The sequence below is a fragment of the Dysgonomonas hofstadii genome (assembly GCF_014196915.1).
Taxonomy (GTDB): Bacteria; Bacteroidota; Bacteroidia; order Bacteroidales; family Dysgonomonadaceae; genus Dysgonomonas; species Dysgonomonas hofstadii.
Genome location: NZ_JACIEP010000005.1, coordinates 249713 through 276297 on the forward strand (window position 1 = coordinate 249713; position 26585 = coordinate 276297).

The 26585-nt window shown below is 39.5% G+C and carries 22 protein-coding genes; 5 read left to right on the forward strand and 17 right to left on the reverse strand.

Going from position 1 to position 26585, the window contains the following annotated elements; genetic code table 11:
• Nucleotides 1-94 precede the first annotated feature (94 nt).
• From GGR21_RS08595 to GGR21_RS08610, 4 genes are all read right to left on the reverse strand, one after another.
• A complete protein-coding gene (locus GGR21_RS08595) occupies nucleotides 95-1891 on the reverse strand; it encodes a chloride channel protein (RefSeq protein ID WP_183306791.1) in 1797 nt (598 codons plus the stop codon).
• A gap of 106 nt (nucleotides 1892-1997) precedes the next feature.
• Nucleotides 1998-3095, reverse strand: coding sequence for an LptF/LptG family permease (locus GGR21_RS08600; protein WP_183306792.1), 1098 nt, complete (start codon nucleotides 3093-3095; stop codon nucleotides 1998-2000).
• A gap of 203 nt (nucleotides 3096-3298) precedes the next feature.
• On the reverse strand, nucleotides 3299-4429 hold the full coding sequence (gene tgt / locus GGR21_RS08605; protein WP_183306793.1) for a tRNA guanosine(34) transglycosylase Tgt: 1131 nt from the start codon (nucleotides 4427-4429) through the stop codon (nucleotides 3299-3301).
• Nucleotides 4430-4514: 85 nt separating this feature from the next.
• Nucleotides 4515-5879: a hemolysin family protein gene (locus GGR21_RS08610; RefSeq protein ID WP_183306794.1), complete on the reverse strand. Its 1365-nt coding sequence runs from the start codon at nucleotides 5877-5879 to the stop codon at nucleotides 4515-4517.
• 279 nt (nucleotides 5880-6158) lie between these two features.
• On the opposite strand from GGR21_RS08610, the gene GGR21_RS08615 reads away from it, so the two are divergent.
• Nucleotides 6159-6761, forward strand: a complete 603-nt coding sequence (locus GGR21_RS08615; protein WP_183306795.1) for a porin family protein — start codon at nucleotides 6159-6161, stop codon at nucleotides 6759-6761.
• 54 nt (nucleotides 6762-6815) lie between these two features.
• Here GGR21_RS08615 and GGR21_RS08620 read toward each other — a convergent pair whose 3' ends face one another.
• From GGR21_RS08620 to GGR21_RS08635, 4 genes are all read right to left on the reverse strand, one after another.
• Nucleotides 6816-8720, reverse strand: coding sequence for a RecQ family ATP-dependent DNA helicase (locus GGR21_RS08620; protein WP_183306796.1), 1905 nt, complete (start codon nucleotides 8718-8720; stop codon nucleotides 6816-6818).
• 73 nt (nucleotides 8721-8793) lie between these two features.
• Nucleotides 8794-9591 (reverse strand): MBL fold metallo-hydrolase, encoded by a 798-nt coding sequence (locus tag GGR21_RS08625; protein WP_183306797.1) that lies wholly within the window; start codon nucleotides 9589-9591, stop codon nucleotides 8794-8796.
• Nucleotides 9592-9714: 123 nt separating this feature from the next.
• The gene (gene recJ / locus GGR21_RS08630; protein WP_183306900.1) at nucleotides 9715-11442 is read right to left on the reverse strand and encodes a single-stranded-DNA-specific exonuclease RecJ; all 1728 of its coding nucleotides are present in this window, start codon (nucleotides 11440-11442) and stop codon (nucleotides 9715-9717) included.
• 541 nt (nucleotides 11443-11983) lie between these two features.
• Nucleotides 11984-12259, reverse strand: coding sequence for a hypothetical protein (locus GGR21_RS08635; RefSeq protein ID WP_183306798.1), 276 nt, complete (start codon nucleotides 12257-12259; stop codon nucleotides 11984-11986).
• 631 nt (nucleotides 12260-12890) lie between these two features.
• Between GGR21_RS08635 and GGR21_RS08640 the strand changes: the two genes are divergently transcribed.
• The gene (locus GGR21_RS08640; protein ID WP_183306799.1) at nucleotides 12891-13961 is read left to right on the forward strand and encodes a mechanosensitive ion channel family protein; all 1071 of its coding nucleotides are present in this window, start codon (nucleotides 12891-12893) and stop codon (nucleotides 13959-13961) included.
• A 61-nt stretch (nucleotides 13962-14022) separates the two neighbouring features.
• Here GGR21_RS08640 and GGR21_RS08645 read toward each other — a convergent pair whose 3' ends face one another.
• Complete coding sequence (locus GGR21_RS08645; RefSeq protein ID WP_183306800.1) at nucleotides 14023-15339, reverse strand: mechanosensitive ion channel family protein; 1317 nt, start codon at nucleotides 15337-15339, stop codon at nucleotides 14023-14025.
• 18 nt (nucleotides 15340-15357) lie between these two features.
• The gene (locus GGR21_RS08650; protein ID WP_183306801.1) at nucleotides 15358-15711 is read right to left on the reverse strand and encodes a hypothetical protein; all 354 of its coding nucleotides are present in this window, start codon (nucleotides 15709-15711) and stop codon (nucleotides 15358-15360) included.
• A 226-nt stretch (nucleotides 15712-15937) separates the two neighbouring features.
• On the opposite strand from GGR21_RS08650, the gene GGR21_RS08655 reads away from it, so the two are divergent.
• Nucleotides 15938-17161 (forward strand): CinA family nicotinamide mononucleotide deamidase-related protein, encoded by a 1224-nt coding sequence (locus tag GGR21_RS08655; protein ID WP_183306802.1) that lies wholly within the window; start codon nucleotides 15938-15940, stop codon nucleotides 17159-17161.
• Nucleotides 17162-17243: 82 nt separating this feature from the next.
• Here GGR21_RS08655 and GGR21_RS08660 read toward each other — a convergent pair whose 3' ends face one another.
• The gene (locus tag GGR21_RS08660) at nucleotides 17244-19574 is read right to left on the reverse strand and encodes a TonB-dependent receptor (RefSeq protein ID WP_246348038.1); all 2331 of its coding nucleotides are present in this window, start codon (nucleotides 19572-19574) and stop codon (nucleotides 17244-17246) included.
• A 150-nt stretch (nucleotides 19575-19724) separates the two neighbouring features.
• On the reverse strand, nucleotides 19725-20405 hold the full coding sequence (locus tag GGR21_RS08665) for a response regulator transcription factor (protein ID WP_183306803.1): 681 nt from the start codon (nucleotides 20403-20405) through the stop codon (nucleotides 19725-19727).
• A gap of 430 nt (nucleotides 20406-20835) precedes the next feature.
• On the opposite strand from GGR21_RS08665, the gene rnpA reads away from it, so the two are divergent.
• Both rnpA and yidD read left to right on the forward strand, forming a co-directional pair.
• On the forward strand, nucleotides 20836-21258 hold the full coding sequence (rnpA, locus tag GGR21_RS08670; protein ID WP_183306804.1) for a ribonuclease P protein component: 423 nt from the start codon (nucleotides 20836-20838) through the stop codon (nucleotides 21256-21258).
• Complete coding sequence (gene yidD / locus GGR21_RS08675) at nucleotides 21255-21476, forward strand: membrane protein insertion efficiency factor YidD (protein ID WP_183306805.1); 222 nt, start codon at nucleotides 21255-21257, stop codon at nucleotides 21474-21476. The genes rnpA and yidD overlap by 4 nt, the downstream gene beginning before the upstream one ends.
• 3 nt (nucleotides 21477-21479) lie before the next feature.
• Here the strand turns inward: yidD and GGR21_RS08680 are convergent, their stop codons facing one another.
• Genes GGR21_RS08680 through GGR21_RS08700 form a run of 5 tightly spaced genes read right to left on the reverse strand, consistent with a single transcriptional unit; the run spans nucleotide 21480 to nucleotide 26569 of the window.
• Nucleotides 21480-22295, reverse strand: a complete 816-nt coding sequence (locus GGR21_RS08680) for a glycosyltransferase family 2 protein (protein ID WP_183306806.1) — start codon at nucleotides 22293-22295, stop codon at nucleotides 21480-21482.
• Complete coding sequence (locus tag GGR21_RS08685) at nucleotides 22292-23275, reverse strand: glycosyltransferase family 2 protein (RefSeq protein WP_183306807.1); 984 nt, start codon at nucleotides 23273-23275, stop codon at nucleotides 22292-22294. Before GGR21_RS08685 ends, GGR21_RS08680 begins: the two co-directional genes overlap by 4 nt.
• Before the next feature lie 3 nt (nucleotides 23276-23278).
• Nucleotides 23279-24571 carry a glycosyltransferase gene (locus GGR21_RS08690; protein WP_183306808.1) on the reverse strand — a complete coding sequence of 431 codons (1293 nt, stop codon included), beginning with the start codon at nucleotides 24569-24571 and terminating at the stop codon, nucleotides 23279-23281.
• A 1-nt stretch (nucleotide 24572) separates the two neighbouring features.
• On the reverse strand, nucleotides 24573-25370 hold the full coding sequence (locus GGR21_RS08695) for a DUF5672 family protein (RefSeq protein WP_183306809.1): 798 nt from the start codon (nucleotides 25368-25370) through the stop codon (nucleotides 24573-24575).
• 8 nt (nucleotides 25371-25378) lie between these two features.
• A complete protein-coding gene (locus GGR21_RS08700) occupies nucleotides 25379-26569 on the reverse strand; it encodes a glycosyltransferase family 4 protein (protein WP_183306810.1) in 1191 nt (396 codons plus the stop codon).
• Nucleotides 26570-26585 lie beyond the last annotated feature (16 nt).

The window sequence follows — 26585 nt, forward strand, 5'->3', positions numbered from 1 at the left end:
TTTATAATATTGTACTCTACAAATATATAAAAAAGATCAGACTGGCTATACTTTGTATAAGTTAAAGTGTTTTAAGTAAAACGCATATGATGCTTTATTCTTCAATGAAGTTCTCTGCCAGTACGCCCCGGTATACATCCAGAATGTTCGATTTAGAGATAAATCCCAGATATACGTCATTCTCATCAATAACCGGAAGATTCCAGGCCTTGGTTTCATCGAAACTTTTCATAACAGCTTCCATTGGCATACCTACGACTATCACGGCAGGAGGCGAGGTCATGAAGCGCGATACTTTAAAACGGTTATACAGTTCGGGACGGAACATGATATTACGTATATTATCTATCAGTACGATACCAAGGAAACGGTTCTTATCGTCCAATACAGGAAAAACGTTACGTGAAGATCGAGAGATGACCTTCACCATATCGCCTAATGTCATATCGGGATGAATAGCCTGAAAATTCGTTTCTATCAGTTTCTCTATTTCCATCAAAGTCAGTACGGCTTTGTCTTTCTGGTGAGTAATCAGCTCTCCTCTTTTGGCCAATCGCATAGAGTAGATACTGTGCGGTTCAAAGAACTTGATCACTACATAGGAAGATATGGAAACGATCATCAGAGGAAGCAGCAATTCATATCCGCCTGTCAGTTCGGCAATTAAAAATGTTCCGGTCAGCGGAGCATGCATTACCCCGGCCATTACTCCGGCCATGCCCATCAGGGCAAAGTTTTCTTCCGGCAGTAAGGGTACATACTCGCTCAGGGTGGAGTTATTCAGTGTAAAAGCGAAAACAAATCCTGCAATACAACCGAGGAACAAGGATGGAGCAAATATTCCCCCTGTACCGCCTGCTCCGTTTGTGGCACTTGATGCAAATACTTTCATTAAGAGTACTCCTCCCAGAAATATAATGATTGTCCATCTGTAATCCTTAAATTGGAAGAAAGCACTGTTGTTCAGTAGCTCGTTATAATCTTTATGCCCGTTGATAAGCAGGTTTATTGTGTCGTAACCTTCACCATAGAGGGGTGGTAATAAGAATATGAGTATACTGAGAATGCTGGCTCCGATACCAAATTTTTGCCAGTAGGTCAGTTTTCGAAACTGTGTTTCGAACCAGTCCATCGCACGGGTAAAATATAATGATACTAGTCCGCAGAAAATCCCCAGTAATATAACGTATGGAATGCGTTCGAACAAGAATGCATCGGTATGTGCATAGTTGAACATGGCTTTGGTTCCCATAGTAAGATAGGAGAGGGTAGCGGCAGTAACAGATGTCACCAACAATGGTAATACTGTAAAAGTAGTCAGGTCGAGCATCAGTACTTCAACCACAAAAACAAGCCCTGCAATAGGAGCTTTGAATATACCCGCAATGGCTCCGGCAGCACCGCAACCGATGAGGAGCATCAGGTATTTTTGTTCTACTTTAAAAAAGCGTCCTAAGTTAGATCCTATAGCCGAACCTGTCAAAACGATCGGAGCCTCAGCTCCTACCGATCCCCCGAAACCGATGGTGACAGAACTGGCAACAATGGATGTGTACATGTTGTGGATCTTAATAAAGCTTTTGCGCTGCGATATAGCGTACAATATCTTTGTTACCCCATGGCTTATATCATCCCTTACCACATATTTTACATATAGCCCGGCTATCAGTATCCCTAATACAGGAAATACCAGATACATATAGTTCGCTCCTTCTGTCAGGAAATTAGATGTAAGTATATGTTGGATAATATGTATAAGACTTTTTAGTATGAATGCGGCTAAGGCTGTGAATATCCCGATGAGGAAACTCACAAACAAGACCATCTGCTTTTCTTTGATGTTCTGTGTTTTCCAGACAAGGAAATTATTGTACAATTTTTTCAGTGACATTTACGTATAATTTGAACCAGCAAAAATATAAAAAAGAAAGCATTTAAATTACAAAAACATGAACTACTTGGTAAAATAGTTAAGGCTCAATTCTTACTTCTTCATATTAATTAGGAGCTTTCGAGTACAGGTAGGCGGCAATAGCAATAAATACTATATTTGGTATCCACACGGCAAGCATAGGTGTCATAGTACCCGATACGGCAAACGAAGAACTCACCGTTTGGAATAATATGTAAGAAACACTTAGCCCTAATCCTATACCTATGTTCAGTCCCATTCCTCCCTTTACTTTGCGGGCGGACAATGAGGCTCCTATGATAGTAAGGATGAAAGCTGAAAAGACTGAAGCAAAGCGCTTATGAAATTCTATTTCGAATTGGGTAATGCTCACTTCACCCACACTGGCCAGTCCTCTTTCTTTTTGCCGTTGTATATAACTATATAGCTTGGGAGTAGTCATTTGCTCAAAGTCGTTGACCGACACTAGTATATCACTTGGAGTAACGGTTATCACAGTATCCAGTGATGAACCCGAAGAAATAACTTCCTTCATGCCCTGAAATTCACGTATAGAATAATTGGTGGCTGTCCAGCTATAAGCACTGTCATATCTTAGCCTTTTTGCTAAAAATCTGGATTTCAATTCTTTGCCATCGAACTTGTCTAGTGCGAAATTAATACCCTCCCGGCTTCTATTATCAAAACTTTCCATATATAGGATCACACCCTTATCTATTTGCATTTGGATATGCCTGACATAGTCTACGCTTTTGTCTTTTATATATTTATTCTGGAAATCGATACGTGTCTTATTCGCCGGCGGTATAATAAAGCTACTCAGTATAAATGAAAATATCGCTATCACCGAGGCAGAGATCATGTAAGGCTTCATCAGGCGTTTGAAGCTCATACCGTTGGATAACATAGCTATAATTTCCGAGTTATCAGCCAGTTTGGATGTAAAGAAGATTACAGCTATAAAAACAAATAATGCGCTGAACAGGTTTGTGTAATACGGTACAAAGTTCATGTAATAGTCGAAAACAATAGCTTTCAGCGGAGCATTGTTATTCAGGAATTTATCTAGCTTTTCATTAATGTCGAATACCACGGCGATAGAAATTATCAGGACGATGGAGAATATGTATGTCCCCAAAAACTTCCTGATAATATATTTGTCAAGTATTGACAATAATTTCATCCTGTTTTTCTTTTTAATAAAAACTTACAAACCTGACAGATTATTCAGTTATCAGTCACCAGTTAACAAAAAACACTTGTGACTATTTCTCATAACCTGACAAAGATTACAGTTTTTCAATAGTTTCCAAAGATAGTATAATTGGCACGCCGGCATATTTCCGAATTAGCTAATTATTCTTTATATAGATAAACTTTTTTTAATTATATCCGCTTTGAAATATCTTCAATAACCGAACGTTTCCAATCCGTAAAGTCTCCTTCTATAATATGCCTGCGGGCTTCGCCCACCAGCCACAGATAAAAAGCAAGGTTGTGGATCGATGCTATCTGCAATGCCAATATTTCATTCGTAATAAACAGATGGCGAAGATATGCTTTTGAATACAAACTATCAACAAAAGACGTCCCGTTTTCGTCTAAAGATGAAAAATCGTTTGCCCATTTCTTGTTTCGCATATTCATTATGCCGTTTCGGGTAAACAGTTGTCCGTTGCGTCCGTTGCGAGTAGGCATTATGCAGTCAAACATATCCACTCCACGCTCAATAGCTTCAAGTATATTGGCCGGAGTACCTACTCCCATCAGGTAACGGGGTTTATCCTTCGGTAATATCTCATTTACTACCTCGATCATTTCATACATCTTTTCGGTAGGTTCGCCTACGGCAAGCCCTCCGATGGCGTTTCCATCTGCTCCTTTCGATACCACGTTTTCAGCTGCCCTGATGCGCAGGTTGGGATAAACACAACCTTGTACGATGGGGAACAATGTCTGTTTGTAGCCATACTCGCATTCGGTATCGCTAAACCGTTTGATACATCTGTCGAGCCAGCGTTCGGTCAGATCAAGCGATTTCTTCGCGTAATTATAATCGGCATCACCCGGCGTGCATTCGTCGAAGGCCATAATAATATCTGCCCCGATCACCCGTTGAATATCCATTACCGATTCGGGTGTGAAAAAATGTTTCGAACCGTCGATATGCGAGCGGAATATAGCCCCTTCTTCGGTCAGTTTCCGGTTTTCTGCGAGGGAAAATACCTGAAATCCACCACTATCGGTAAGTATAGGTTTCTTCCAACTATTAAACTTATGTAATCCTCCGGCCTGTTTTAGTATTTCAAGCCCGGGCCGGAGATATAGGTGATAAGTATTTCCTAGTATTATTTGCGCATGGATATCATTGTCCAGTTCGGGCATATGCACCGCTTTCACTGCCCCTTGTGTACCCACCGGCATGAATATCGGAGTTTCTATTTGCCCGTGGTCTGTTGTAATAAGTCCCGCACGGGCACGGGACTTACTGTCTGTATATTGAAGTTTAAAGTCCATTAATTCTATTAGCCTTTAGCTTTCAGCTTTTTATTCTCAAATTTTAGTTTACACTGTATTCCGCTGACCGTTGGTTCAAATTAACTTATATCTGGGTAGTACGCGCCTGGTCAGCATCTTCATCATCTTCCCTTTTTATCAGATCTTTCATCTGGACAACTACTATCGATGTTTTATTTTTATTTACAACGGTGAACAGATAGCCTTCAGCTTCCAGTTTATCATGAACATTTGGTATCCGTCCGAATTTGTCTATGAGGTAACCTGCAAGGCTGTCGTATTGCTTATCTTTATCTATAGGGTGAGGTAGTTCATCATTGATGTCAGAAATCGCCGAGGTGGCTATCACCGAATACGTATTTTCTCCGGTCTGCTCTACAAAAGGTATTTCGTTATCGTATTCATCCTGAATTTCACCGACAAGTTCTTCGAGGATGTCTTCCATTGTGATAACACCTTCTACTCCTCCATATTCGTTCAGTACAACTGCTATTTGCTGGTGCTTCACCTGAAATTCTTTTAATAACTGACCGATGCGTTTTGTTTCGGGTGTAAAGAAAACAGGGCGTACAATGGAACGGATATCCACAGTACCGCTGATACGCATCTTTTTCAGTATGTCTTTTAAATGGACAACCCCTATGACATTATCGATGCTGTCTTCGTAGCAGGGAATACGGGAATAGCCCTCTTCGATAACAAATTCAAGGGTTTTCTCGTCATAGTCATTTGCATCGATGGCTACTACTTGTGTGCGTGGAACCATTACCTGCCGGGCAGTGCGTTCCGAAAAGTCGAATGCATTCTGTATAATATCAAATTCAGTCTCATCCACCTTCCCGCTTTCCTTGGCCTGATCGACCAGATAGCGCAGTTCATCGCTCGTATATACTTCCTGTTCGGATACCACATGCAGCCCTGCAGATTTGATTACAAAATTAGCCACGCCGTTCAATACAAAAATAAACGGACGGCAAATCCAATAGAAAGCATGTAATGGATAGGCTATCGCCAGTGTCGTTTGCTCCGAACGCTGAATCGCCAGCGATTTTGGAGCTAATTCACCTAATACTATATGTAATGTGGTAATCAAAAGGAATGCAATTGCTATGCTTATTGCTTTAATTGTGATAGTTAATCCTAATATCGTGAACGACTCAAAGCTCACACCAATAAGGTCAAAGAATCCAATAATCAGTTTCGACACCACAGGCTCACCGATCCACCCCAATGCAAGGCTGGAAATTGTAATACCAAACTGAGTTGCAGCCAGGTAGGCGTCCAGGTGAGTGACAATATGTTTAGAGAGAGTAGCCACACGGCTCCCGGCCTGAGCCTTTAATTCGAGTTGAGAAGATCTTACTTTTACAATAGCGAATTCCGCCGCAACAAAAAAACCATTAAAAAATACGAATAAAAAAGTAACTAATACTGATAAGACAATGTCCATATTTTGTTATGAATGATAATATTGCAAAGATAATATATTTGTGAATTCAACTAGCAAAAAAGAGTTTATTTGTTTTTACATGTCAACAAAACCTTATATAACGCCCCACAAATAAATTCGGTCAGAAACGGGATAAAATATCTTAAAGTATACAAAACTCCGGCTTTCGTCTACAAATACGCACTGTTAGTCTACAAATCCAAAACAGCTTTACATATGCCTCTATATTTGTATCAGAAACAAAAAATAATATTAATCAATAACTAAAACAACAAAATTATGAAAAAGATTACTGTTACAACTATCATGGCAATTTGCGGAGCATTTATTTTAAGTATCAATGCACAAACAACTACTTCTTTTGGTATAAAGCTAAATGGCAATCTAACCAACGTGAAACTTACAAATCTTCAGAGTAATGATTCTTTTAAGGCCGGGGCCTCAATAGGCGGTTTCTCAAGAATAGAATTTAGTAAACACTTTGCTTTACAACCTGAATTATTGGTAAATTATGCAGAGAAGAAAGCGTGGAGCGACAATGAGAAAGTTAAATTCAAATATGCTTCTGTGGAAATCCCGATATACGCCTTGGGGCAGTTTCAAGCAGGAACGGGTAAAATATTCTTAGGTATCGGGCCACACATCGGTTATGGATTCAGTGCCGATTCGAGAAAAGAAGGATTGGACGACTGGGATGAAGGTGCAAACAAAGTGGAATTGAGCCATTGGTATATGGGTGGTGGAGTAATTGCCGGATATGAATTTAAAAACGGACTAATGATAAATGCAGGTTATCAACTGGGCTATGATCTTCGCTCCAAAAATAAAACATCGAGCATGGATACGCAGACTATAAGTTTAGGTGTAGGATATAGGTTCTGATCAAGTGCATATTCTCGTGAATTAGTTAAGGCTTCTGGTGGTATATCAGAAGCTTTAATTTTTATTACTAAGCTCAATTTTATCTGCTTTAAGAAAAATTTCTCTCCTATCAGCCATGAACCGGATAACTTCGATTATATCTTTTTGAGCATAATTACTTAAAGATTCCACAATAAAAGCAATGGTTTTCTCTTCGGATAGCAGTTCTTTTATAGCAACTGCTATTTCGTTGTATCTGTTGCCAGACAAGTCCTTATCTTTCGCCGAAAGGCAAATGTCGCATTGTCCGCAATCTTTCGTGTCTTTTTCTCCGAAATAGGATAACAGGATTCGGCTGCGGCAGATTTCCGCTTGTTCCGCATAGTGATTCATTGCTTGTATGCGTTTTTCGAAGCGGTCTTTCCGGTCTTCGTTCACAATGCGTGGAATAGTCAGGTATTTCGATTCTATGCGGGGCTGAATGTAAGCGATCAGAGGTGTTTTCTTATGTGGAATATAGTCGAGGACATTCCGTTTTGTCAATGTCTTGAACATTTCGTAGACATGTTCCCGCGTAGTTTCCATCCGTAAGGCGATCTCAGACTCATCAATAGTCGCATAATTAGTAAATAATCCGGTATAAAGCCGTAAGGTGGTATTTATCAGCAATTCGTATTGCTTGTCGAAATCGTAGTGATAGAGCTCGTCACGATAAACTGTAAACATCAGGCGCGATCGGTTGTCAATCTCTTCGGTATATTCAATATATCCTGCCAGATCGAGGATTTTCAGCGCGTTGTGAGCCGGTAATAAGGGTAATTTATATGCTGTGCAAAACTGCTTGATACTGAAATCATATACCATTCCTATTCCAAAACCCTCGGCTACCTGAAAAAAATATGCCAGCGAATCATAGACATGGGAGATAAATTCGCGGGCGGGAAATTCGTCCCGTACACGCTTTTTAAGCTTGGCGCTGTCATTTTTTTCGTACAGGATAACAGCATAAGCTTTTTCTCCATCACGTCCGGCCCTGCCTGCTTCCTGAAAATATTCCTCAATGGAATTAGGCAGGTCGGTATGTACTACCAAACGGACATCGGGTTTGTCGATACCCATACCAAAAGCATTGGTACAGACGATTATACGGGTTTCATTATTTTTCCATTTGTTTTGCTTGCGGGTTTTGTCGGTACTGCTCATGCCTGCATGGTAGAAATCAGATGAAAATCCGTTTTGTACGAGGATATCTGAAATTTCTTTTGTCTTTTGACGGCTGCGTACATAGATAAGTGTGGAGCCTTTTGTCTTTTGTAGCAGTTTTACCAGCTCTTCCTGTTTTCCCTCCACATTGCGGACTATATATGCCAGATTCTTCCTCTCGAAAGTCTTTTGAAATACATTTTTCTTTTCAAAATGCAACTGGCTTTGAATATCGTTTATTACATCGGGCGTTGCCGTAGCCGTAAGTGCCAAAACAGGCACATTCGGTACATGCTGCCGTATTTCTGCTATTCTCAGATAAGACGGACGGAAATCGTAGCCCCATTGCGAAATACAATGCGCTTCATCTACCACCAGCAAGCAAACATTCATGTCCTTGAGTTTACTGAGAAAGAGCTGTGTAGCAAGTCGCTCGGGCGAAACATAGAGGAATTTAAAATCACCGAATATGGCGTTTTCGAGTGTGGTGATAATCTCCTGCCGGGTCATTCCCGAATATACGGCAAGTGCTTTTATATTCCTGTCGCGCAGGTTATCTACCTGGTCCTTCATCAGGGCTATAAGCGGAGTGACTACGATACACAACCCTTCCATAGCCATAGTTGGCACTTGGAAAGTCAGAGACTTACCCCCGCCTGTGGGCATAAGACCGAGCGTATCTTTTCCTGCACTCACCGAATGGATAATATCTTCCTGCAAGGGGCGAAAGTTGTCATAGCCCCAGTACTGTTTGAGTATTTTGTGATAGATATCCATTTGTCAATTAGCATATTAGCAAATGTGAAAATTGAGATAATTATATTTCCGAATTTGCTAATTATCAAATTTGCTAATTATTTTTCATCGGACGCACTTCAATCTTCGTATTCACGCTTTCCAATGCTTTCCCTATTTTTCCCTGATCAAACTCTGACATGTGATAAGGATAAACCACTTTTGGTTCCACCTTCTTCACAGCATCAATAAACATTTCATCGGTCATTGTATAAGGCAGGTTTTTAGGCATAAAGGCAATATCTATCTGTCCTTTCAAAGATTCCATTTCCGGTATATTTTCCGTGTCGGCGGCTACATATACTCTTTTGTCTCCGAATGTTATTATGTAAGCATTGCCACGTCCTTTTGGGTGATAGGCTTCGCCGTCGGGCTTCTTATTTACAATATTGTATGCCGGAAAAGCATCAATATGCAACGCTCCCCAATGAGAATGGCCGCCGTTGTTCATCACTTCTCCGTATCCAAGTATCTCATTACATACTTTTGATACAATGTAGTGAGTGTCAGCTTTCTTTATTGCATTGATTGCTGCTGTGTCGAGGTGATCGCCATGTTCGTGTGTAAGAAGTATCAAATCGGCTTTTGGTAGTTTCGAATAATCTGCTACCTGCGAATATGGGTCTACATGAATAATTTTTCCTCCATACTCGAACATCAAAGAGCCATGCCCTACAAGTGTAACCTTTAGCGTGCCTGCGTTTGTTTCGTATATATCGGCTTTTATATATTCCTGTTGCATACTCAAACTATCTGTCACTTTTTTGTTCTCTTCCGTCTGCTTAGCTTTTCCGCCACATGCCAGAAATGAAAACATAACTATTGTACTAAATAATAACAGTGATTTTTTCATAATGTTTTTATTTATATGAATTAGTATTCAAAGGAGTCATCATTTGTTTCACTCATTAGCAGTCAAAGTAGTTAAGTAGAATTATGAAGTTTTATGCTTAACTTCTTGACTGCTGGTCAACGTTTAACAAAGTTGGCCTGTATCTATATCTTTTACATATAGTTGTATGTTGGTCTTTCCATTATGGGTATTTTCTTCCAGTGTATAGCAGATGTCGAAAGGTTCACCACTCTTTACCCGTTCGTAACTGTCGCTCTGTCGAAAGGCGATACCGTTGACCGGAATAGATGTCGTTTTATCTATCATTTCCAGTTTCAGGTGCACATTATCTTTTCCTACCAGTTTGCTCGTTCCATAGTCCATCACCCCACATGTAACGAATATCGGGTTCAGATTCTCGGGGCCAAAAGGGGCGAAGCCCGCAAGGTCTTCGATAAATTTATTGTTGATCTCTTTAAAAGTCAATTCTGCATCCACATTTATCTGTGGGCGCATCATTTCGGGTGCCATCATTTCAAAAGAGAGTTCCTCGAACCGGCGTTTAAATTCCAACAGATTTTCTTCTTTAAGCGATAATCCGGCCGCATAGGTATGTCCTCCAAAATTTTCCAGGATATCTTTACTGGATTCTATGGCTTTGTATACATCGAATCCCATTACCGAGCGTGCCGAACCTGTGATAAGGCCGTGCGATTTAGTAAGCACAACAGCCGGACGAAGGTATTTTTCGGTCAGGCGTGAAGCCACAATGCCGATAACACCTTTGTGCCAGTTCTCATTATAGACGACAATACTTTTTAATTTTTTCATGTCGACAGTCTCATCTATAAACTGGATGGCCTCTTCGGTTATACGTTTATCCAGTTCGCGGCGGTCATCGTTGTAATGGTCTATATTTGTACTCTTTTCACGGGCATCTTCTATTGTGCCTGCCAGTAACAGATCTACAGCTTCTTTCCCTTTCATCATCCTTCCGGACGCATTGATACGGGGGCCTATTTTGAAGATGATATCGTTTACTGTTATATTTTTATATGTAAGCCCGCAAATTTCGATAATCCCTTTTAGTCCCAGACTGGGATTTGAATTTATCTGTTTCAGACCATAGTAAGTCATCACTCTGTTTTCGCCTGTAATGGGAACGATATCGGATGCCACGCTAACGGCCACAAGATCGAGTAGATCAGATAATTCGGAAAAGTCTATCCTGTTGCTGATAGCCAAGGCCTGTACCAGTTTGAACCCTACACCGCAACCGGAAAGATGTTCGTAAGGGTAGGTCGAATCAACGCGTTTTGCATCTATAACAGCTACAGCATCGGGCAGTACTTCATCGGGCATATGATGATCGCCGATAATAAAGTCGATACCTTTTTCTTTGGCATAAGCCACTTTCTCTATGGCTTTGATTCCACAGTCGAGGGCAATGATCAGTTTAACACCTGTTTCTTCGGCATAATCGATCCCTTGTTCCGATATGCCATATCCTTCGTCGTAACGGTCGGGGATGTAATAATCGAGGTTTGTTGTAAATTTCCGGAGAAATTTATATACCAGTGCAACGGCTGTAGTGCCGTCCACATCATAATCACCGTATACAAGTATACGCTGTTTTTGTCCCAACGCCTTTTCTATTCTCTTGACTGCTTTACCCATATCGGGCAACAGGAAAGGGTCATGAAGATCTTTCAAGTTAGGGTGAAAAAACCTGGAAGCTTCGTCTTCAGTTGTTATTCCTCTCTGAATCAAGAGCTGGCAAAGAACAGGACTAATGCCTAATTTCTTAGCGAGCTCATCTCTCTGCTCTTTTTGCCGGGTTGTTAGGTCTTCGTAATTCCATTTGTAAATCATTATATATATTGTTTTTCTTTCTTCTGCCTCGGGTGGGGGCGAACGTTTATTCATGAAGTAACAGCATGTACAAATAAACCAAATGTTACCCCCCGGTAATCTTTTCCGTTCACGAAAAAGTACTTTTCTACGAATTTGTAAAGATAATATTTATAAGTGAAACGATTGTAACGGAGTTTGTTTTTTATTATTAACAATATTTTAATAATCTATAAAACAGAAATATATATAACTTATTTCTATTTTCTGAGCCTGAGGTCTTGTTTGAGAATTGGGATGATATGTATTTTATTTCGGAAACTTTATCAATGTAGAAAAAGAGTAATAAATTAACGTGAGTTCGATATAGAATGTTTAAATATCAGTCTGTTATAAATTTCTCTTGTGAACTTCGTGTAAAACTTTGTGTTCTTAGTGGTTAAACCGTATTCTTTACCACAAAGTACACTGTGAATTAATAAAATATGGCAATCAGTAGTTGAATTATTATGATTGTAAAAAATAATCGTTCTATTTTCTACTGCGCACAATCGAAGATTGCTTACCATCCTTTTTTCCTAAGCAAAAAAAGGATGCAAAAATGCTTTGGTGGCTCATCCTGCGTGCGACCCGTTACAGGCTCACGGGCTAAATGGAAAGATTGTCCTGCGGACGCTTTCCATTTCACGCCCCTCTCACCTGACGGGTGCCCCTCTCTACGGACGAATGCCACCGGGCATCCGCCGGACAAGGCAGGGTAACCCCTGTCGTCGCATTGCGATTCGGGCATCATGTCCGCAGCAGGGGTACCCACCCTGCGAAAGCGGCGTGAAACCAAATTCTGTCTGAGCCGCAGGCGAGTTTATTTGGTTTAGCCGCTGAGCAGATGGTGGGTCTGTGAGGACTGCAGCCTTGATTTTTTGTAACTTTTGTATCAAGACAAAAGTTGAGAAAACAAGCCGGCAGGCGCGTTAGTGAAATTGAACTATTAAATATAACTACTGATTGGCATAAATTATAAGTTATGAATATAAGGCTCAAAAGAACATTGATTATACTTAGCATCTTTGCGAGAAAACGTGTCAGGCGTGTCAGGTTTTGCTCAAAAGGCTAATGGCTATAAGCTAACAGCTAAAGGCTAAAAAACGATCTTTGAGATAATGATATATTGATAGAATAATAAGAAAAATGGTGTCAATATGAAAGAAATGAGTGTTGTGAAAATTGAAAAATATGTAAAGTTTGTAAAGTTTTAACATTCGGAACTTGCAATTTGCTATTTTCGATTTGTTATAGAAGTAGAGCCAATAGCCAATGGCGAATGTTGCGCGTTGTTGATATTTTTTTAACTACTGATTGGCATTTATTTATTGATTTTTCAGGAGAGACTCTTTTCATTTGTTATTTTTGTGAACAAAACGTTCTGATTGAAAGCTATAAAATTTAAACAGACTCTAAATCGTACATATATGTTTGATAACGAAATGCTGGGAAATACATTGGAAAACTGGGGAATTTCCGTCCTCATTATTATTGGGACAATGCTGATAGCTAAGCTTGTTTCCCTGTTCAATAAAAAAGTAGTAAAGAGAATTACTGAAAAAACAGTCAATCGCCTCGACGATATTATCTACAAGGCTATAGAATCACCTGTCTTATTTGCCATTATGCTGGCCGGAATATGGATCGCTTTTTATCGGCTGGATTTTTCCGAAAGTTTTAATAAAGGTATCAGTACTTCGTACAGGATACTCGTCGTACTGAATGTCACATGGTTCTTTACCCGTCTGATAAACAGCCTTATTGAAGTATACTGGGCAAATAATTCGGACGATTCGGTACGTACACGCAAACATACTTCGCGGATGATGCCGGTGGTTAAGCGTAGCATTCTTGTTATTGTGTGGTGTATCGGTATCGTTATGGCGTTGAGTAATGTAGGTGTAAATATAACAGCCCTGCTGGGAACTTTGGGTATTGGTGGTATTGCTTTTGCCCTGGCGGCGCAGGATACTATAAAGAACATATTCGGAGCCTTTACTATTTTCACAGACAAGCCGTTCAGTATTGGTGATACCGTAAGAATAGATCAGTTGGAAGGAACTATTGTAGATGTGGGTATACGCAGTACCAAGATAAGAAATTACGATAAAAGACTGATAACCCTTCCTAACTATAAAGTTGCCGATGCGTCTATTATAAACATTACAGCCGAACCGATGAGACGTGTAGTTTTGAAACTGGGGCTGACTTATGTTACGACTCCTGAAAAAATGGAGGAGGCGATGAATATTTTACGTGCTATACCTGATAAGGTTGAATATATAACATCGAAAGACCTGACGGCGAATTTCACTGATTTTCTGGATTCGGCGCTTGTTATCACTTTTATTTATTTTATCCAGAAAAGAGGTGATATTGCCAAAGTAACGTCCAATGTAAATATGGAAATACTAAAAGCTTTTAATGCTGCCGGAATAGAATTTGCGTTCCCTACCCAGACTCTGTATATAAGTAAGGATACGACTGAGGAAATATAAACAAGCAGGACTACTCAATTGTGAATAGCCCTGCTTGTTTAACGGATCAGGATGTGTCTGCTTATGCCTTGTTTTCCAGCTTTGGAGTTACATCGCGCATAAATACGTCGTATGTATCGCTACCCGAGGATTCTTCGTAAATTTTCAGTCCGAAGTAAGGAATCACACTAATGAAGTGATTCACTATCTCTGAAAGGATCACTTCATATTCTGCCCAGACAATTGTATTGGTAAATGTATACAGTTCGATAGGCAGGCCTTGCGAAGTAGGTGCTAACTGGCGAACCAGCAGTGTCAGGGTTTTATCTATTTTGGGATGATTGCGCAGGTAATATATTCCATATTGAAGGAACAGGTCGTTGTTGGTTATCTGGTGAACGTTCAACGGAATATCGGGATTTGTTGTTTTATTCAACTCCGCATATTCTTTTTCTTTATTCACTATATAATCTTTCAGCCCGTCTACCTGTTTAAATTTTTCAAGTTCGTCCTTTGTAAGGAAGCGGATAGTATCATGCTTGATATTCAAAGACCGTTTAAATCTTCGTCCACCCGATTCTTTCATTCCTCGCCAGTTCTGGAACGAATCGGATATCAGCGAATAAGTGGGTACAGTAGTTATTGTTTTGTCAAAGTTGCGGATTTTCACTGTGGTCAGGTTTATTTCCATCACGTCACCGTCGGCTCCGTACTTTGGCATCGTGATCCAGTCACCTATCTGCACCATATTGTTAGCTGATACTTGTATGCTTCCCACAAAGCCTTTTATCGTATCCTGAAAGACCAGCATCATGATAGCCGAGGCTGCACCCATAGCCGCAAAGAATGCAGTCGCCGACTTACCTGTAAGGATGGAATAGATGACTACCGCCCCGAATATGAAGAAGATAATATAAATGACCTGTATATAGCTTTTCATCGGTTTGTTGTGGAAGGCCGGTTTTTCTTCCAGTACGTTGGCAAAAGACTTTATCAAAGACATTATAGTCCATATTACCATAAAGACCATATAGATGTCGGTTAGTTTTATCAACGGGGATATCAATCCCTGAAAGTCGTGCAGTACCACTGGTATAGAGCCCCTGACGAAAGAGTAGGGAACTACCAGCGCCAGATACTTAGGCAGTTTATTGGTAACGGCATATTTAAAAAACGAGAGGTTAGTGCCCTTATATATCTTCTCAAGAATAAATGTAAGTACCTTTTTTGTTACTTTCTGAAGCACAACTACCGTCACTACTACCAATGCAATCAATATCAGTAGTTTGGTATATTCTATCCAGTGTTCGGGAACTCCCATGTTTGTAAGTAGTTCCTGCATCCATCGTGAAACTGTCGCTGTTATCGGATCGATCTCTACCTTTACTTGTTCTTCCATTTTATATACGTTTTTTGATTATTCTGTTATTGTTTTATCCATTCTCAGAAAGGTTTTACTTTTGCTGAAATAGCAATTCAGCGTGTCGTCTAAGTTAAATATCCTGTAACTGTTGTCGTATGCCCATGTGCCTTTAACATATACTTTACACAGATAGTATTCATCAGGTTGTTTCCTGTCCGGTTCCGGGATTTCTTCGTACGATATAGCTTTCAGATAATTGATGGTTGTCTTGGTGCCGTTGTCTATATCCTTGTATTTTAAGTGGCTTTGAACGGCTTCACCCATTTTCTCCAGATCGTAGTTGTATGAGTTACATCCGTATAGGATGCAACCTGCGGCAAGTGCAAACAAAATAACATACTGTTTCATATTGTATTATTTAGATTTTAGATTCCTAGTGATTCTATTTATGGAACAAACAGACCTGAAATAGGTTTAACAATTTAACTAAAGTTTCACCAATTTTACCGTTCCTATCGAAGATCAAATTTAAAAAATCTAATCCGTGTCTACAAATCGAATTCACTTCTTATTTTTTCCATAAACAAATTTATACCTTTGCTGTTCCATTTAATAATACAAAACAAACTAAATAATGAAAACAGCAATAGTGACAATCGGCGATGAAATACTTATCGGGCAGATTGTTGATACTAATTCTGCCTGGATGGCTCACAAGCTTACATTAGCAGGATTTGAAGTAACTGAAACTCAATCGATAGGAGACAATGCAAAACAGATAAAAGATACGATAGACTGTTTGTCGGGTAGGGTAGATGTCATTCTGATGACAGGTGGATTGGGCCCGACAAAAGACGATATAACAAAGAAAACCCTTTGCGAATATTTCGGGACTGAACTTGCTTTCGATGATTCCGTTCTTGAGAATATAAAGAATGTGATATCCAGCTTTACTTCATTAAACGAGCTTACCCGTAATCAGGCATATGTGCCCAAAGATTGTGTGGTTATACAAAACAAGGTAGGCACGGCTCCTATCACCTGGTTTGATTATAACGGAAAAGTGCTGGTGTCTATGCCCGGTGTGCCCTACGAGATGAGATATGTGATGGAAAACGAGATATTACCACGGTTACAGGCAAAATTCGATCCGGAAGCGTACCTGAAACGTGTATTCATTGTGCGGGGTTATACCGAATCGGCATTAGCTATGCATCTGGAAGATTTTGAAAATAATTTGCCTGAAGGTTTCGGGTTGGCTTATCTCCCTTCTCCGGGACTGGTCAAGCTTCGTTTGTTTGTAAGAGGAGAACACCGCTTGGACGAACTGGATGAACATGTAAAGAAGTTGCAGGGCTTATTGGGGGAAGCTATTCTCGCCGAGAAAGATCTCCCTGCAGAAAAATTATTAGGACAACGTTTATTCGAAAAAGGATTGACTCTCGGTACGGCTGAAAGTTGTACAGGCGGGAATATAGCTCATATGATAACATCTATTCCCGGATCGTCCAATTATTTTAAAGGTTCGGTAGTATCGTATGCTAATGAGGAAAAAATAAATATCCTGCATGTCGCAAAAGAATCCCTTGATAAATTTGGTGCGGTGAGTGAAGCTGTAGCAATAGAAATGGCTCAGGGGGCACAACGTATTTTGAATGTGGATTGCTCCATAGCAACTACAGGAATAGCAGGCCCCGCCGGTGGGACAGAAGAAAAACCTGTGGGCACAGTCTGGATATGTACAAGATATAAAGATAAATGTGTGGCACAAAAATACCAATTGGGCAGATACAGGGAATCCAATATTATAAGGGCGTCTAATTTAGGCATGGTACAGTTGTTGGATATGCTGGGTTGACTATAATAACCCTTCCCCGGCATCACGTCGGAGAAGGGGCACAATCCATAAGATTTAATCATGTGTGTTGATTAAATAAAAACTATTTAGAACCTTTCATTATTCCCGCATCGGAATCATCGTTATTCAACCGTTTATTGCCAGCTTTATATTGACGTCCGAAATTCAGGTTTAGTGTGAAATTAACCATTAATACCTGTCTCAGATTGTTTGTATATACATCGGATATATTAGGCACAAGCTTCGACTGATTGCGGCTGCCTTGTGTATAATTATCTGTAAACGGATTGAACATAACCAATGATAAGCTCCACTTTTGCGCATTGTATCCGGCAGAGATTACGTGTATCTCTTCGCCCAGGTTAAGTGTTTCGCCCCAGTACCAGTTCCAGCGTGGATGCCATTCGGCATTGAACATCCAGTTCTTATAGTTTGCATTCAGCGAAGCTCTTACACGCCAGTTATTATATGTATGTGTATAGTCGTTTCCTTCGCTTATATAACGGTTAAGACCGGGTGCGACAGTCAAAGTTATATGGTCTTTCAATGGTTTGAACTTTAAAGCAAGTTCAGCATTGATACGATGGAAAGCTTTATGATTCACATTTGTGCGGATAAATTTATTTATATTACTATCAAAAGTGATTTGCTCCATTACCGGTTTGTGGTCATAAGAGTACCTTGCATAGAATTCTGCACCAAACATACCCTTATTAAATCCTGCATTTATTGTATTCGACAGGAACCATACTGTATTAAGGTCCGGATTTCCCCGGCGTACCTGCAATGCATCTATATCCTGTTGAACGTTGTTCAGATCGGATAATGACGGGGAATAGCCTGACATATAACCATTGTAACGGATGTAAGCATTGTCGTTGATATTGTATGAGGCTTTCAGTGTCGGTCTGAATATGTATTTTTCATTACTGTTGCCCCCCTGGCTGTTATATGAGCGCATGGCACCCAGACCGAATGTATAGTTAAACTTATTTTTTCGCAACTGATATTCCACGAAGGCGTATGTTTCTGCGAAATTGAGTCCTATGTCTGTGGCCACATCCCCTTCGTATTTATTCTTTGTATAACTTTGAGTATGTTTCAGCCCGGCAGATAATTTTCCGCTTTTGAATGATTTTTCGTAAATACCTTCGGCGATTAACGAGTATTTGTCCCCAAGAACCGATGAATAGATGGATAGGTCGTTTTCTTCATTAATTTCCTGATACAGGCGGGTTGAGCGGGAATCTATATATGTTCCAACGATGTTGAATATCAGCAACTGGTCGTTTTTCAGATTACGCTGGTAATACAAATCCAGCGATGGGGTTTTCCCTCTCCATGTAGAATGGTCTGAGATTTGTAAAGGATCGTCGCTATCGGAAGCGTGAATCATACTGGTCCTGTCGCTGAATTCTTTTGGTGTATCTTCATAATTGTACCGGAGTACTGCGTTGAACATATATTTATCTGTTTCTTGCAAACTGTAATTTAAGGCCAGATTGAGCCGGTCGTTTTCGAACCTTGTAGGTTGCCCATCTTCCACCCGTTCGAGGGTTTTATCCGGCATATTGAATGTTTCTTTATTTTCCCGGGTCCATTTTATTCCCCTGCGAGACCAGTAGGCGTTTATCCCGAATTCCGATTTTTTGTGATTTACCTTAGCCGAAACGAAATTTTCACCCCAGTCCATCCTGTCAAAGAAAACGTTTCCAAGATTAGCCGACAGGCTTCCTCCCGATTCTTTCCTGTGTGTGATATAATCTATTACAGCAAGGGCGTTCCCATAACGCATACCCGGTTCATCGTGGTATTCTATGCGAATTATGTCCTGCGGTTGTAAGGCAACTACTTCCTGCATGGTTACTTCCACACCATTAATACGGAGCTGTACAGCTTCTCCACTGGGTACGGTTATTGTATTATTTATAGGGTTTACTACTACACGCGATAGTTGTAGGTTACGCAAGAGTGTTACTCCGCTGTTCGATGCTTTTATTTGTGCATCGGAAGGTATAATGACTTTTCGGTCTGGCTTTTGTATAACAGAATTGGCTGTTACTGTTACATCCTGTAAAGCTATATCCGAAGGACTAAGCCCTATATTTCCCAGTTCGGCATCTTTGGCTGTACAATCTACAGGCATATATTTTTTCCCATAGCCGACAAATGTCGCCGATAATATGTAATTACCATTAGGAATGCAGTTAAAGGCAAAAAGCCCTTTTGTATCGGATGAGGCTCCTGCTACAAAGGTGGAGTCCTGATTCAGTAACGCTATATTTGCGAATTCTACAATTTCCTTGGTGTCTGTATCTATTATTTTGCCAGATACTTTAACCTGGGCGACAGATATCGGTGCGAATATCAGAGCAAAAGCAAGTATAATGAGAGAAGTTATTTTCAGGTTCATAATATCAATTATTTAATCATTCACAATCATATTTAATCATATGACGAACCTTTGTCTAAAAAAGTTACAACTTTCAGTAAAATTCTTTATATAAAAAGAATTTTGCTAGTTGTTCTCTCTGAATGTCAGGAGGGTATGAAAAGACGAGAATTATTCTCCCGAATAAATCGTATAGCCAAAGCCTTTAATTGTTTCAATCAGCTTAGTCTGCCCTTTTACTTCTATTTTAGTCCGCAGATAGGAAATATATACATCTACTACATTCGTGTTGGTATCATAATGAATGCCCCATACTTTATCCAGGATAAAAGCTCTGCTCAGAACTTTGTTACGGTTCTCCATCAAAAGTTTCAGCAATTTGAATTCTTGCATTGTCAACCTGATTTCTTCGCCATCACGCATTACTTTATGTTCTTCGGGGTAGAGCCTGATATTGCCACACTCCAATAGATCAGATCTTTCATTATTTTTCTGGGATTTGCGGGCCATTACCTTGAGGCGTGCTACAAACTCTCTGAAATAGAATGGAATAGATAAACAATCGTCGGCACCATCATCAAGAGCTTTTATCCTTCTCTCCGGATCATCACTCTCTGTTATAGTCAAAATAGGAGATGCAGCTTCTTTGTATTGAATGTATTGAATGGCGGCAAGACTTCCTATTTCGGGAAATGCCATATTCAAAACGATGACGTCCCAAACTTTTGTAGTCAGTAGGAGTTTAACATCAGATGGCGTCTTGGCTAAAACAGCCGGCAACCCATTTTCCTTTAATCCTTCGATTATATATTCGCTTATATGACTGTTACTTTCTATTAATAGTATTTCCATGCCGACTTAAAGTTCGAGTGCATAAAATTAGTGTTTTTTTTGTGACACTACCTAATGAAATAAGTAAGAAAAATATTTCAATCTTTATCTTTTGTATAGTAAATAGAGTTTAATTCAATAAGGTTATATATGGTTTATTCCCTGTGATTTAATAGCCTCCTGCTTTAGCTGGAGGATAATGGTCTAATCGGATAATGGCTTTAGCCAAAATGTTTTGACTAAAGTCGTTTTCTATCTGTATCATTATCCACGACTTTTAAGTCGTGGCAACTAAAACGCCTAAAAACATGCATCTTACTCTTTTATTGAATATAAACTCTAATATATATTACTGCTTTCTACAATGAAAAAAGCTATTTGTCTAAAAATAAATAAATGAAATAGTAGAACCGGATATATTGATATATCTTTGCTGGTAGTTATGCCGGTAATGAAAACAGAAAATATAAACAGGAGCTTTTGCAAAGAGGAACGGTTGTGTAGTACCAAATCTATCGACAGGCTTTTTGCATCAGGAGTTTCTTTTGTGGCATACCCTTTGCGGGTGGTCTTTTATCTGGAAAACGAGCCTGATGAGGGAAAAAGATTTGCTAAAATACTGGTTAGCGTTTCCAAAAAGAAGTTTAAACGTGCTGTAAAACGCAACAGGGTGAAGCGATTGATAAAGGAGGCATACCGACTGAATAAATCTAAATATTCAGAGGTGCTTCGACAAAATGAAAGGCGGATGGATATTGCTTTTTTATATTTGAAGGGCGAATTGCCGGATTATGCAGAAATTGAAAAAGCGATACAAAAAGCTGCTTTTGTTTTAAATGAAAAATTGAAAGATAAGGAGGATGACGGAAAATGAAAAAAGTGCTGTCGTGGATTCTCTTATTACCTGTCTACTTCTATAAGTATAGCATCTCACCTATGCTTCCGCCATCATGCAGATATACGCCTACGTGCTCGGAATATGCCATACAGGCCATAAAAAAACATGGCCCGTTTAAAGGGCTGTGGCTGGCGACAAAACGGATACTGCGTTGTCATCCATGGGGTGGTCATGGTTATGATCCTGTTCCCTGAAGATTAGTCCTTATTCAAATATTTATCCAGCCCGTCTTCCGTAAAGGTTTTTTTAGTCGCTATCGTATTTTCGAATATGCTGATGTTTATATTTTCCCGTTCACGACTACTGAATGGATGGTAAAGATGATATTGCACACCTCCGCATTTAAGGAACTGACGCCTGATACCCGAAAATATAAGACGGGCGGCAATTTCACTGTCTTCGCGGCCCCATCCGGTCATGCCTTCGTTATAACCGTTTACAGCTATCAGGTCTTTTTTCCAGAAAGCCATGTTGCAACCTTTCACATAATAAGGCCTGTTCTTTTTATACCTGAACCTGTAATGTTTTGAGAGCAGACAGCAACGGAAACCATTCAGCTTGTTTTTCAAACCTTTGGTGTATAACGGTATGTGTATTTGTTTCTTAGAAAATATATTTTTGCTGAGTTCTTCTCTCATATTGATCCTGCTGCCCGACACAAAGCATCCTTTTTTCATCAGGCGAATATGATCACGGATAAAGTGCCGTTCTAGGATAACATCCCCGTCGATCTGTATAATATAATTGCCTTTTGCCTTTACAATCGCTTTATTTCTTATTTGAGCCAGCTTAAATCCAGTGTCTTCGTGCCAGATATGTACAACAGGGCACGAAATTTTTGGTCTCATACTGTTTATAAGATCGGTTGTAGGTTGTTTTGATCCGTCATCTGCTATAATCACCTCATCAGGCATAACCGTTTGTCTGGACACGCTTAGGAGTACGAGTTCCAGGGCTTCGGGCCAGTTGTATGTTGAGATCAGAAGCGATATTTTAGGCCTGTCAGGATTCATATATATTTGTTTTTCCTCAAATTTAGTGATGAAAAATTAAAAAACTTATCTAATTCGTAAATAAATATATTCCAATATGAGGCTTTCAGGTAATTACAAACATCATCCAAAACCTTTTCTCTAATATTTTCATTTTTAAATAATTTGAAATTTTTGATCCGTTTTGTGAACTTACCTACAGCAATATCATTCTGTAACTTCGAAAAACTCAGCATATCCATTACATCTTTAAAAACGTATTTCCCTTCAATAAATTTTATCCCCTCCGAATCTGCTCTTGGTGTAACCTTATCTGAATGCTGTCTGAAATAGTTTAATTTGTCACAATAACGTATTACTGTACCTTGTATACAAATTTTATTCCAAAAATACCAGTCACCGCAAAATGTATATTTAGTAAATTCATTTCCAATATTCTTATACGCCGATTTCCTGAATACTGCCATTCCGGCATTGTAAATACTATTGTCGAATAGCATGCGTGCTTTGAGAAATTGCTTTCCGTCAAACACGTTCACCGCATATCGTTCTTGTTTGTTCCTGTCCCAGTCGATAGGCAGAATATTCCCGTTTTCATCTATTAGATGCGAACAACAGTATGAAATGTTGCATGACAAATTATTTTTCAGTAAAAAAATCATTTTCTCAAGAAAAATAAGATCTGAATAGTCATCACTTTCTGCAATCCAGATATATTCTCCCCGTGCTAATGATAAACCTTTCTGCCATTGCAAAAAAGGAGATCCCGAATTTTTTTCATTATAAATAACATGGGAAACCTTTTCCGATGTGCGGTACTTTTCTATAATGTCCCTGCTATTGTCTGTGGAACAGTCATCGAGGATTATCAGCTCAAAATCCTGGAAAGTCTGGTTTAAAATAGAATCCAACCTCTGAGCCAAAAAATGGTTATGGTTATAATTGGGAACAATAACGCTGACCAAAGGTGTTGACATCCGAACTGTATCTATATCTGTCATTTGTTATTCGTGTGTCAATATTTGATTATATATGTCAAATCTGATCTTAGCCAGAGCTTCAGGATCAGGCCTGTTATTCAGTTTTTGCTGTGCCCCGGCAATTAATTGCAGACAAAGATTATTGTCTTTGGTAGCCGAAAGGACAGCCTTTATGAAATCGTCACTATCATCTGCTATCAGGCAGTCTTTTCCATTGACCAGATTCAGCCCTTCTCCGCCAATCGAGGATGTTACAATAGGAACTCCGGCACTTAAAGCATCGAGGATTTTTATTCTGACACCACTACCTATACGTAGTGGTACTATCATTATAGTATTATTCAGTTCGGTTGATAAATCTTCTACAAATCCTCGGAATACGACATTTGCGAACTTTGACTGGTAATTCTTAACAAGGCTTGAACGCCATTGGCCGATCACATGAAACTCCAGACCGGGATTCTCCTTTCGGATTTTATTCCAGCAATTATTTAAAAACCAGTCTACTCCGTCGTGATTAGGAAAATGATCGCTTCCACCAAGAAAGACTAATTTATTATTGAACCTGAAATCCTTGTCGTAATTTCCATCTTTGATTTCCATAATAGCAGGCGATGTCGCTATAAACACATCATTCTTTAGCTGGCCTCGCAGTTTTTCGTTATCTGTGTCGGTCACTGTAACGACAGCATTGTATGCGTTCAGACAGCCGATCTCATAATTTCTTGAATAGTTGAGTAGATAACTGTCAGTAGGCCTCCTTTCTGCCAAAAGGCTGAACTCGCGCTCTGCTCTCACATATCTTAATTCGTGATGAATAAATACCTTTTTTATAGTTGAGGGTAGAATATTCACTATGTTTAATAGTTCAAAGAAATCAACCTGGATCAGGTCGAATTTATTGGATTTTATCGTTTCATATACAAAATTCACATAATCTTCGTCATCCGGTAAGTAAAAGGCCGGGGTTTTAGATGTCAGTATAAAATGCTTTCTTACCAGGTCGTTTTCCTGCAAGGAGCTTTTCCTGTTAATTTTTCTTTCTAATGAAGACTTTAATTTTGTCATCCATTTATAAGAAAAACTTTTTCCGTCTGATTTTCTCCTTTCAACTTCATCTTTATTATAGGGATAGAAAGTTATATCAGTCCATATCTTTTGTAATTCTTCCAGGTTACTTTTATCCCGGTCGCTTACAGGGATTAGCATAGATATATCCACATATCGGCGAAGCCTGTCTATCAAACCGAAAACACCTTGGTTTCCGCCCGAGTTTACAGGATAAGGAAGGTATGGTGTAAGTATCAGTAATTTCATCCTATTTCAATTTATCTGCATGATGAAAAGGTATAAACTGTTTCCAGAATTCAGGATCGGTATTCTTATATGCGTGACATCCGAACGGCAATGTCCTGCTAAGTATCTCGTATGACTCCTGAGGGATACTCTCTATCGAGAAAGCCAAAGCTACCTTCCATTCAGGGATCATAAATCCGTCCTTTATCCGTTGAGCTTCTAATGACCAGAATATGTCTTCATGGAAAAAATGACTTTCGTTCTCCAGATAGAGATTCAGCAGTTTTTTATTCACCTTTTCCAGGACATTGATAAAAGACTCTACCTTCCGTAACGATAAACCGCCATTTCCGGCATTGTTATTATATCGCCAATGTAATAGCTTTTCGTATCCGAAAAAAAGTCGTCCCCAATTAAAAACGAATTTATACAGGTTATATTTTGGTAGTTTTCGAGGCACGTACCAGGGTGCACCTATATAATCATAGTCTTTGCTACACCAATATTCCAGTTCGGGCTTAAATATATATGCATCTGTCTGATGAATAAGGATATATTGGTAATCTACGAAACGCTTGTAAAAAGATTGATCAAGCATCAGCCTGTTGTAACCTTGAAGGCCAGCAAAATACCGGTCATCGAAACGTTCAACCCTTACAGAATCAAACTCGCGGTAACTATCATCCATAATAAAAGACTGTGGAGCAATAAAACAGCAGTCGAAGCCCTGTGTCATAACTACAGCCTGTCTGACAGACATTTGTTCATCCTGATCCAAAGGCTTATAAACAGGGAAAATTACAAGACAGGTTTTCTTCATAATCAGAACTATTTCACATCAAAAATTTCATCCAGTTGTTTGTAACGAACTTCGGGATTGAAGTATATATCAAAGAGATGGTACCCTTGTTTGCTTTGTTCATTATACAGTTGCTCGTCCGTCAGTAACCGGATTATATTATCGGCGAACTCTGGGGGTGTATTGCCTAACAGGCATCCGTTATTCAGTTTATTGGGTAGCCCATCCAATCCCCGTTGGGTGCAAACCACAGGTAGTCCGAAAGAGAAGGCTTCTAATACTTTCAGCTTGATGCCTGTGCCTTCGAGCATCGGGCAGATTGATATACGCGATTTTGCATACACATCGCCAAGATCTGCGGCAAAAGGTATTTTCTCCACATTGGGGTATTCTTCTTCTATGACAACATTTATTTTCCCTACGATGCATATCTTGAGATGCCCGGGCAGCAAAGGGTACACTTCCGACAAAAACCATTTGACTGACATACGGTTCCATTGGTTGTCACTGGCAACATATACTATATCGTATTCTTTATTTTTCGTGTCATACTCTCCCTTATTCATTACAAAAAGAGGCATATTAGGTACCAGACGTACCTTCGCATTCTTTACGAACTGGGAGAAAACATACATTTCATCGGTCGATACTGCCCACACTTCATCAAAGCACGACAGGCTTTCCATTTCTGTCTGAAAATAGTCTCCTACTTTTTTCCCTCTTTTCTTGTCTTTAGCTACATGTACCGTCAGAAAATCGTGGGTATCGACCATCACTTTTGCATTCTTCAGATGCTTGCTGTATCTTATCAGGTTGGTCCACAATATGTAATTGATTATAATGTAATCGTATTCATTCTCTGCCAATACTTTTTCAAAAGATTTACGCAGATAAAAGGTGCAGAATGGACGGAATATGGATGATGCACCATAATAACGGCGCAAGATAAATTCAGGTATTTTATATGTAAAGAAGCGTTTTATAGGATTTGTTTTCGGGGGCTTCAGATCGGCCCATAAAACCCGGTCGGCAAATCCGGCATCTGTTATGCGGTCAGGCATATCATCTGTCCAGGTCTCATTTACCCAATTTTTTATCCCGAAGTAATCAACATAAAATCCACGATTTTTGAAATACCTTAGAAGAGAAATTACCCTTGTTACATTCCCTGCGTTGTTCTTTAGTTCCAGTTTGGGCATAAAATACAAAATACGCTTCATAGCCTCTTTTTAAAAT

Excerpts from the sequence above, each read along its gene's own strand:
- GGR21_RS08690 (WP_183306808.1), bottom strand. The coding sequence starts at position 24,571 with ATGAAATTACTGATACTTACACCATACCTTCCTTATCCTGTAAACTCG.
- GGR21_RS08695 (WP_183306809.1), bottom strand. The coding sequence starts at position 25,370 with ATGAAGAAAACCTGTCTTGTAATTTTCCCTGTTTATAAGCCTTTGGAT.
- GGR21_RS08655 (WP_183306802.1), top strand. The coding sequence starts at position 15,938 with ATGAAAACAGCAATAGTGACAATCGGCGATGAAATACTTATCGGGCAG.
- GGR21_RS08640 (WP_183306799.1), top strand. The coding sequence starts at position 12,891 with ATGTTTGATAACGAAATGCTGGGAAATACATTGGAAAACTGGGGAATT.
- GGR21_RS08685 (WP_183306807.1), bottom strand. The coding sequence starts at position 23,275 with ATGACAGATATAGATACAGTTCGGATGTCAACACCTTTGGTCAGCGTT.
- GGR21_RS08680 (WP_183306806.1), bottom strand. The coding sequence starts at position 22,295 with ATGAATCCTGACAGGCCTAAAATATCGCTTCTGATCTCAACATACAAC.
- yidD (WP_183306805.1), top strand. The coding sequence starts at position 21,255 with ATGAAAAAAGTGCTGTCGTGGATTCTCTTATTACCTGTCTACTTCTAT.
- GGR21_RS08625 (WP_183306797.1), bottom strand. The coding sequence starts at position 9,591 with ATGAAAAAATCACTGTTATTATTTAGTACAATAGTTATGTTTTCATTT.
- rnpA (WP_183306804.1), top strand. The coding sequence starts at position 20,836 with ATGAAAACAGAAAATATAAACAGGAGCTTTTGCAAAGAGGAACGGTTG.
- GGR21_RS08645 (WP_183306800.1), bottom strand. The coding sequence starts at position 15,339 with ATGGAAGAACAAGTAAAGGTAGAGATCGATCCGATAACAGCGACAGTT.
- GGR21_RS08660 (WP_246348038.1), bottom strand. The coding sequence starts at position 19,574 with ATGAACCTGAAAATAACTTCTCTCATTATACTTGCTTTTGCTCTGATA.
- tgt (WP_183306793.1), bottom strand. The coding sequence starts at position 4,429 with ATGGACTTTAAACTTCAATATACAGACAGTAAGTCCCGTGCCCGTGCG.
- GGR21_RS08700 (WP_183306810.1), bottom strand. The coding sequence starts at position 26,569 with ATGAAGCGTATTTTGTATTTTATGCCCAAACTGGAACTAAAGAACAAC.
- recJ (WP_183306900.1), bottom strand. The coding sequence starts at position 11,442 with ATGATTTACAAATGGAATTACGAAGACCTAACAACCCGGCAAAAAGAG.
- GGR21_RS08615 (WP_183306795.1), top strand. The coding sequence starts at position 6,159 with ATGAAAAAGATTACTGTTACAACTATCATGGCAATTTGCGGAGCATTT.
- GGR21_RS08650 (WP_183306801.1), bottom strand. The coding sequence starts at position 15,711 with ATGAAACAGTATGTTATTTTGTTTGCACTTGCCGCAGGTTGCATCCTA.
- GGR21_RS08665 (WP_183306803.1), bottom strand. The coding sequence starts at position 20,405 with ATGGAAATACTATTAATAGAAAGTAACAGTCATATAAGCGAATATATA.
- GGR21_RS08600 (WP_183306792.1), bottom strand. The coding sequence starts at position 3,095 with ATGAAATTATTGTCAATACTTGACAAATATATTATCAGGAAGTTTTTG.
- GGR21_RS08595 (WP_183306791.1), bottom strand. The coding sequence starts at position 1,891 with ATGTCACTGAAAAAATTGTACAATAATTTCCTTGTCTGGAAAACACAG.
- GGR21_RS08610 (WP_183306794.1), bottom strand. The coding sequence starts at position 5,879 with ATGGACATTGTCTTATCAGTATTAGTTACTTTTTTATTCGTATTTTTT.
- GGR21_RS08620 (WP_183306796.1), bottom strand. The coding sequence starts at position 8,720 with ATGGATATCTATCACAAAATACTCAAACAGTACTGGGGCTATGACAAC.